General features: G+C 41.9%; 9 protein-coding genes and 1 pseudogene. 9 read left to right on the top strand and 1 reads right to left on the bottom strand.

From position 1 onward, the window contains the following. From SMIDD26_RS13010 to SMIDD26_RS06275, 9 genes and pseudogenes are all read left to right on the top strand, one after another. Window positions 1–424 (top strand): peptidylprolyl isomerase (locus tag SMIDD26_RS13010; protein ID WP_246746951.1); only part of this gene is annotated, 424 nt, incomplete at its 5' end. 1 nt (window position 425) lies between these two features. Next, a complete protein-coding gene (locus SMIDD26_RS06315) occupies window positions 426–785 on the top strand; it encodes a S1 RNA-binding domain-containing protein (RefSeq protein WP_050142674.1) in 360 nt (119 codons plus the stop codon). A 53-nt stretch (window positions 786–838) separates the two neighbouring features. Next, window positions 839–1,588 (top strand): tRNA1(Val) (adenine(37)-N6)-methyltransferase, encoded by a 750-nt coding sequence (locus SMIDD26_RS06310; RefSeq protein ID WP_057487066.1) that lies wholly within the window; start codon window positions 839–841, stop codon window positions 1,586–1,588. Then, on the top strand, window positions 1,578–1,862 hold the full coding sequence (locus SMIDD26_RS06305) for a GIY-YIG nuclease family protein (RefSeq protein WP_061439582.1): 285 nt from the start codon (window positions 1,578–1,580) through the stop codon (window positions 1,860–1,862). The genes SMIDD26_RS06310 and SMIDD26_RS06305 overlap by 11 nt, the downstream gene beginning before the upstream one ends. Then, window positions 1,852–2,052, top strand: coding sequence for a hypothetical protein (locus SMIDD26_RS13005; RefSeq protein ID WP_004257115.1), 201 nt, complete (start codon window positions 1,852–1,854; stop codon window positions 2,050–2,052). Before SMIDD26_RS06305 ends, SMIDD26_RS13005 begins: the two co-directional genes overlap by 11 nt. A gap of 92 nt (window positions 2,053–2,144) precedes the next feature. Further along, on the top strand, window positions 2,145–3,080 hold the full coding sequence (locus SMIDD26_RS06295; protein WP_061439580.1) for a manganese-dependent inorganic pyrophosphatase: 936 nt from the start codon (window positions 2,145–2,147) through the stop codon (window positions 3,078–3,080). Window positions 3,081–3,166: 86 nt separating this feature from the next. Beyond that, window positions 3,167–3,679, top strand: a complete 513-nt coding sequence (locus SMIDD26_RS06290) for a YiiX/YebB-like N1pC/P60 family cysteine hydrolase (protein ID WP_061439575.1) — start codon at window positions 3,167–3,169, stop codon at window positions 3,677–3,679. Then, a pseudogene (locus tag SMIDD26_RS11675) lies at window positions 3,663–4,314 on the top strand (DUF1803 domain-containing protein). The gene SMIDD26_RS06290 and the pseudogene SMIDD26_RS11675 overlap by 17 nt, the downstream one beginning before the upstream one ends. A gap of 98 nt (window positions 4,315–4,412) precedes the next feature. Further along, window positions 4,413–4,604, top strand: coding sequence for a CsbD family protein (locus SMIDD26_RS06275; RefSeq protein WP_061439562.1), 192 nt, complete (start codon window positions 4,413–4,415; stop codon window positions 4,602–4,604). Window positions 4,605–4,650: 46 nt separating this feature from the next. Here the strand turns inward: SMIDD26_RS06275 and SMIDD26_RS06270 are convergent, their stop codons facing one another. Beyond that, window positions 4,651–6,096, bottom strand: coding sequence for a UDP-N-acetylmuramoyl-L-alanyl-D-glutamate--L-lysine ligase (locus SMIDD26_RS06270; protein ID WP_061439556.1), 1,446 nt, complete (start codon window positions 6,094–6,096; stop codon window positions 4,651–4,653). Window positions 6,097–6,294: the final 198 nt, after the last annotated feature.

Genomic DNA, 6,294 nt, shown 5'->3' with positions numbered 1-6,294 from the left:
CCGTATTATCAAGGACTTTATGATTCAAGGTGGAGATCCAACTGGAACTGGTATGGGTGGCGAGTCAATCTACGGCGAATCATTTGAGGATGAATTCTCAGAAGAACTTTACAATATCCGTGGTGCTCTTTCCATGGCAAATGCTGGTCCAAATACCAATGGTAGTCAGTTCTTTATCGTACAAAATCAACACTTGCCTTATTCTAAGAAAGAAATTGCTCGTGGTGGTTGGCCAGAACCGATTGCAGAAATCTATGCTAACCAAGGTGGAACACCTCACCTAGACCGCCGTCACACGGTTTTTGGACAGTTAGCTGATGAAGCTTCTTACGTTGTCTTGGATGCCATTGCTGCTGTTGAGACGGGGGCGATGGACAAGCCAGTTGAAGATGTTGTGATTGAAACAATTGAAATCGAGGACTAAGATGAAAATCGGTGATAAGCTAAAGGGTCGTATTACAGGGATTCAGCCCTACGGTGCCTTTGTTGAGCTAGAGACGGGTGATACGGGGCTGATTCACATTTCAGAGATTCGAACAGGCTTTATTGAAAATATTCATGAAGCCTTGAAAGTCGATGAAGAGGTTCAGATTCAGGTAGTAGATTTAGATGAATTTACAGGGAAAGCCAGTCTTTCTATCCGCACTTTGGAGGAAGAAAAGCACCAGTTTCCGAGACGGAGACGCTTTTCAAGCGACCGTTTTAACTACGGCTTTGCGCCTCTTAAACGAATGATGCCAATTTGGACTAGAGAAGCCTTGCACTATTTAAAAAAGAAGAAGTAGTTTAGAATTTTATATTTTTTGTAATGTTAATATAAATCTGCTATAATAGAACCATGGAAGAAGAACAATTATTAAAATCAGGGGAGCGAATTAACCAGCTCTTCTCAACAGATATCAAAATTATTCAAAATAGAGAGGTTTTTAGCTATTCGGTGGATAGTGTTCTCTTGTCACGTTTTCCACGTTTTCCTAAAAAGGGCTTGATTGTGGATTTCTGCGCTGGGAATGGAGCAGTGGGGCTATTTGCTAGCACTCGTACTCAAGCACAGATTTTGGCTGTTGAGATTCAGGAGCGTTTGGCGGATATGGCTGAACGCTCTGTCCGTTTGAATGGTTTGGAAGAGCAGATGGAGGTCATCTGTGATGATTTGAAAAATATGCCTGCTTACATCCAGGGAAGTAAGGTGGATATGATTTTGTGTAATCCGCCCTATTTCAAGGTGGATCCTCATTCAAACCTGAACGAGAGTGAACATTATCTCTTGGCGCGCCATGAAATCACGACCAATTTGCAGGAAATCTGTCGTAGTGCCCAGAGTATTCTCAAGTCTAATGGACGGTTGGCTATGGTTCATCGTCCTGACCGACTCTTGGACATTCTGGATATGTTGCAACGGCATAATCTAGCCCCTAAGCGCCTGCAATTTGTCTATCCCAAAAAGGAAAAGGAAGCCAATATGCTTTTGATTGAGGCCATCAAGGATGGCTCGACAAGTGGCTTTAAGGTTTTGCCGCCTCTCATTGTCCACAATGATGATGGTTCTTATACGCCCGAACTCGAAGAGATTTATTATGGATCATAAGGCTTATATGTATGTGCTTGAGTGCCGTGATGGTTCCTACTATACGGGTTATACGACTGATGTGAGAAAACGCCTTGCTGTCCACAATAGTGGGAAGGGAGCCAAATATACACGAGCACGCTTGCCAGTCAAACTTATCTATGCTCAAGGTTTTGCCAGTAAGGAAGAAGCCATGTCAGCTGAAGCCCTTCTCAAGCGTAAGAAGAGGCCACAGAAGGAAAGATTTTTATCTGAAAATCAAGATAGAAATTTACTCATACTCAATGAAAATTAAAGAGCAAACTAGGAAGCTAGCCGTAGGTTGCTCAAAGCACTGCTTTGAGGTTGTAGATAAGACTGACGAAGTCAGCTCAAAACACTGTTTTGAGGTTGTGGATAGAACTGACGAAGTCAGTACCCATACCTACGGCAAGGCGAAGCTGACGTGGTTTGAAGAGATTTTCGAAGAGTATCAGTTATTTTGAAGAGTAGCGGGGAGTCCTTTGACTCCTCTTACTTTTGTCAAAAAGCGAAAAAAATGCTACAATAAAGAGAATAAACAAAATGAGGTATTATCATGTCTAAGATTCTAGTATTTGGTCACCAAAATCCAGACTCAGATGCCATCGGGTCATCTGTAGCCTTTGCCTACCTTGCAAAAGAAGCTTACGGTTTGGATACGGAAGCTGTTGCCCTTGGAACTCCAAATGAAGAAACAGCCTTTGTCTTGAACTATTTTGGTGTGGAAGCACCGCGCGTTATCACTTCTGCTAAAGCAGAAGGAGCAGAGCAAGTTATCCTGACTGACCACAATGAATTCCAACAATCTGTATCAGATATCGCTGAAGTAGAAGTTTATGGTGTTGTAGACCACCACCGTGTGGCTAACTTTGAAACTGCAAGCCCACTTTACATGCGTTTGGAGCCAGTTGGTTCAGCGTCTTCAATCGTTTACCGTATGTTCAAAGAACATGGTGTAGCTGTGCCTAAAGAGATTGCTGGTTTGATGCTTTCAGGTTTGATTTCAGATACTCTTCTTTTGAAATCACCAACAACACACCCAACAGATAAGGTTATTGCTCCTGAATTGGCTGAATTAGCTGGTGTAAACTTAGAAGAGTATGGTTTGGCTATGTTGAAAGCTGGTACAAACTTGGCTAGCAAATCTGCTGACGAATTGATTGACATCGATGCTAAAACTTTTGAATTGAACGGAAATAATGTCCGTGTTGCCCAAGTGAACACAGTTGACATCGCTGAAGTCTTGGAACGTCAAGCAGAAATTGAAGCTGCAATGCAAGCTGCTAACGAAGCAAACGGCTACTCTGACTTTGTCTTGATGATTACAGATATCGTTAACTCAAACTCAGAAATCTTGGCTCTTGGTGCCAATATGGGCAAGGTCGAAGCGGCTTTCAACTTCAAACTTGAAAACAATCATGCCTTCCTTGCTGGTGCCGTTTCACGTAAGAAACAAGTGGTACCTCAATTGACTGAAAGCTTTAATGCTTAAGATTTTGGGTGTCAGTTCAAAATCGGAAAGGCTAGTTTGCCTTATATCGAAAGGAGTTTCGGCTCCTTTTTTTCTAGGAGTGAAGCATGTTAGAAAATGGCGATTTGATTTTTGTGAGAGATGAGTCAGATATGGGACAGGCTATCCAGACTTCCACAGGCAGCTATAACCATGTTGCCATTTATTTGGATGGGATGATTTATCATGCTAGTGGGAAATTTGGTGTGGTCTGTCAAGAATCAGCAGATTTCTTTGAGTCCAATCACTTGTACGACCTCTATGTCTACCCAGAAATGGATATTCAGTCGGTGAAGGAAAGAGCTTGCAAACATCTTGGAGATCCCTACAATGCTTCTTTCTATCCAGATGGCGCTGGTTTTTACTGTTCCCAGTATATAGCAGAAATCCTACCGATTTTTGAAACTATTCCCATGAAATTTGGAGATGGGGAGCAGGAGATTAGTGATTTTTGGAAGGAGTATTATAGAGAACTAGGTCTGCCTGTTCCTCTGAACCAAGCTGGGACCAATCCCAGTCAATTGGCAGCATCGCCTCTGTTAGAATGTAAAGAAAGGAATCTTCATGATTCAGATTTTTAATCCATCTCGTTTGACGAGACAGCCATTTTTTGGAGAATTGATCCGCTATCTGGACCAGCATGAGGATGTGATTTTTAAGGGAAATCAAGGCTCAATTTCCAGATGTAGCAGTTGACAAACTCATGGAAGAGTATATAAAGGCAGGCTTGATTCTACGTAAAAATAAGCGTTATTACCTCAATTTTCCTATGCTTGAATCACTCGATAGTCTCGATCTGGACCAAGAGATTTTTGTCAGCGAAGATAGCCCGGTCTATCAAGCCTTGTTGGAGCAGTGTTTTGAGACGGAATTATGCAATCAAACCAATGCAGCTATTTTAGTTGAAAAGACGGACTTTGCGCGGAATAAAATGACCCTTTCCAATTATTTCTACAAGGTCAAACATCAGTATCCTTTGACAGAAAAACAGCAGGAACTTTATGACATTTTGGGAGATGTTAATCCTGAGTATGCTCTCAAATACATGACGACTTTTTTGTTGAAATTTCTCAAAAAAGACCAGCTTATGCAGAAACGCCGTGACATCTTTGTGGACAGTTTAGTTGTCCTAGGTTATATTGTTCAAAATGAAGATGGAAAGTATGAGTTGGCTGTCGATTTTGATAAGGAAAGATTAACTTTCTATTTAGTGTGATTTCTTGTTTCTGAGCACATTGTTTGACTTTATCTACCGATAAGTTTATACTAATGTAACCGATGACATCCATCGGAATAAATGAAGGAGGATTGGCTATGTCATTGGAAAATGCAGTAGATCAAGCAAAAGGTGCTGTCAAAGAAGGTTTTGGTAAAGTTACTGGAGACAGCAAGACAGAACTTGAAGGAGCTGTTGAAAAAACAGTTGCTAAGGCAAAAGACGTTGTAGAAGACGCTAAAGGTGCTGTAGAAGGTGCCGTTGAAGGTTTGAAAAACGCTTTTAAATAAAGATAGAAAAAATCAAGGGTTTCATTTCCCTTGATTTTTTACTATCTTATAAATAATTTTCTGCTACGGCGGCATCTCCTGGATAGGCTTCTTTCTTGCCCTGGACGATTTGGTAGCAATCAGCTCCCTTACCTGCAATAATGACAGCATCGAGTTCTTGTTTAGTGATAGCCATAGCTGCCCTGATGGCTTCTTGGCGATCCGCAATTTTTTCAACAGGATGATTGATGTAGCTACTAATTTCATCCGCAATCGCCATTGGGTCTTCGTAGTTGGGGTCATCAGCAGTCAGAAAGATTTGAATCTCAGGATGTTGATTGAGGAGAAGGCCAAAGTCTTTGCGACGACTTTCTCCCTTATTTCCTGTCGAACCCAGAACCAGAGCAATTTTTCCAGTTTGATGAGTTTCAACCACATTGATGAGTTTTTTCAGACTATCCCCATTGTGGGCGTAATCGATGAAGACCTTGGCTCCATTTTTCTGAGTGAGGACTTCCATACGACCAGGAACGCGGGTTGCAGCGATGCCTTTTTTGATGTCCTCAAGACTAGCTCCGAGACGGAGACAGGCAAGTCCAGCAGCAACGGCATTTTCTTGGTTGAAGTGACCAATCAGTTGGATATCATAGTCTCCAGCGAGTTTACCCGTAGCTGAACAGCTAAAGGCTTTGGAATTCTCGATTTGGTTGTCTGACTTACTACCATAGAAATCATGGTCTTGATCTGCCACCTGTTCTTTCAAGACTGAGAAGTGGTCCATGTCGCTGTTAATGATGACTGCTCGGCTATTTTCCATCAAGAGACGTTTGTGGTAGAAGTAGTCTTCAAAGCTAGGGTGTTCAATCGGGCCGATATGGTCTGGGCTGATATTGAGGAAAACTCCCACATCAAAGGTTAGACCATAGACACGTTTGACCAGATAGGCTTGACTGGAGACTTCCATGATGAGGTGGGTACGGTCATTTTGCACAGCTTGATGCATCATATCAAAGAGGTCAATACTCTCAGGAGTTGTCAATGCAGACTTAAAGAAAGTCTTGCCATCTAAAGTTGTGTTCATGGTCGACAACATTGCAGGTCGATGCCCTTGAGATAAGATGTTATAGGCGAAATAGGCTGCTGTTGTCTTACCCTTAGTACCAGTAAAGGCAAGGAGTTTGAGTTTTTTCTGTGGATTGCCATAAAACTCCATGGCAATCAAACTCATTGCTTTCTTGATATCGCTGACGATAATGGCAGGAATACCAACCTCATAGTCTTCTTCAGCCACATACCAATCGAGTCCTTGAGAGATTGCTGAAAGAAGAAATTCCTTCTTAAAGGCAGCACCTTTAACGAAAAAGAGGCTCTTTTCTTTGGCCTTGCGACTGTCATAGCAGATGGTGTCAAATACGACATGGCTGTAGTTGTAGTGATAATGTCCTTGGTCGATAATCTCACGGAAGAGACCATCTTTCTTTAAAATATCTAATACAGTTTCAATCTTTATCATACTTTCTATTGTAAACCGAAAGTCGTAAATTTACAAGTGACAGGGAAAAGTTTATAATGGAAGATAAGGAGTTTTTCCTAGTTATCAAAATTGAATGAGGAATCTATGTCGCACGAAAACAATCACCAGCAGGCCCAGATGTTACGGGGGACTGCTTGGTTAACGGCTAGTAACTTTATCAGTCGCCTGCTTGGGGCC

Origin of the sequence: Streptococcus mitis, assembly GCF_001579035.1 — a bacterium.
Taxonomy (GTDB): Bacteria; Bacillota; Bacilli; order Lactobacillales; family Streptococcaceae; genus Streptococcus; species Streptococcus mitis_J.
The sequence above is the reverse complement of the archived record's forward strand: the minus strand, read 5'-3'. Positions and strand labels throughout refer to the sequence as shown.

Excerpts from the sequence above, each read along its gene's own strand:
- SMIDD26_RS06295 (WP_061439580.1), top strand. The coding sequence starts at position 2,145 with ATGTCTAAGATTCTAGTATTTGGTCACCAAAATCCAGACTCAGATGCC.
- SMIDD26_RS06310 (WP_057487066.1), top strand. The coding sequence starts at position 839 with ATGGAAGAAGAACAATTATTAAAATCAGGGGAGCGAATTAACCAGCTC.
- SMIDD26_RS06275 (WP_061439562.1), top strand. The coding sequence starts at position 4,413 with ATGTCATTGGAAAATGCAGTAGATCAAGCAAAAGGTGCTGTCAAAGAA.
- SMIDD26_RS06290 (WP_061439575.1), top strand. The coding sequence starts at position 3,167 with ATGTTAGAAAATGGCGATTTGATTTTTGTGAGAGATGAGTCAGATATG.
- SMIDD26_RS06315 (WP_050142674.1), top strand. The coding sequence starts at position 426 with ATGAAAATCGGTGATAAGCTAAAGGGTCGTATTACAGGGATTCAGCCC.
- SMIDD26_RS06305 (WP_061439582.1), top strand. The coding sequence starts at position 1,578 with ATGGATCATAAGGCTTATATGTATGTGCTTGAGTGCCGTGATGGTTCC.
- SMIDD26_RS06270 (WP_061439556.1), bottom strand. The coding sequence starts at position 6,096 with ATGATAAAGATTGAAACTGTATTAGATATTTTAAAGAAAGATGGTCTC.
- SMIDD26_RS13005 (WP_004257115.1), top strand. The coding sequence starts at position 1,852 with ATGAAAATTAAAGAGCAAACTAGGAAGCTAGCCGTAGGTTGCTCAAAG.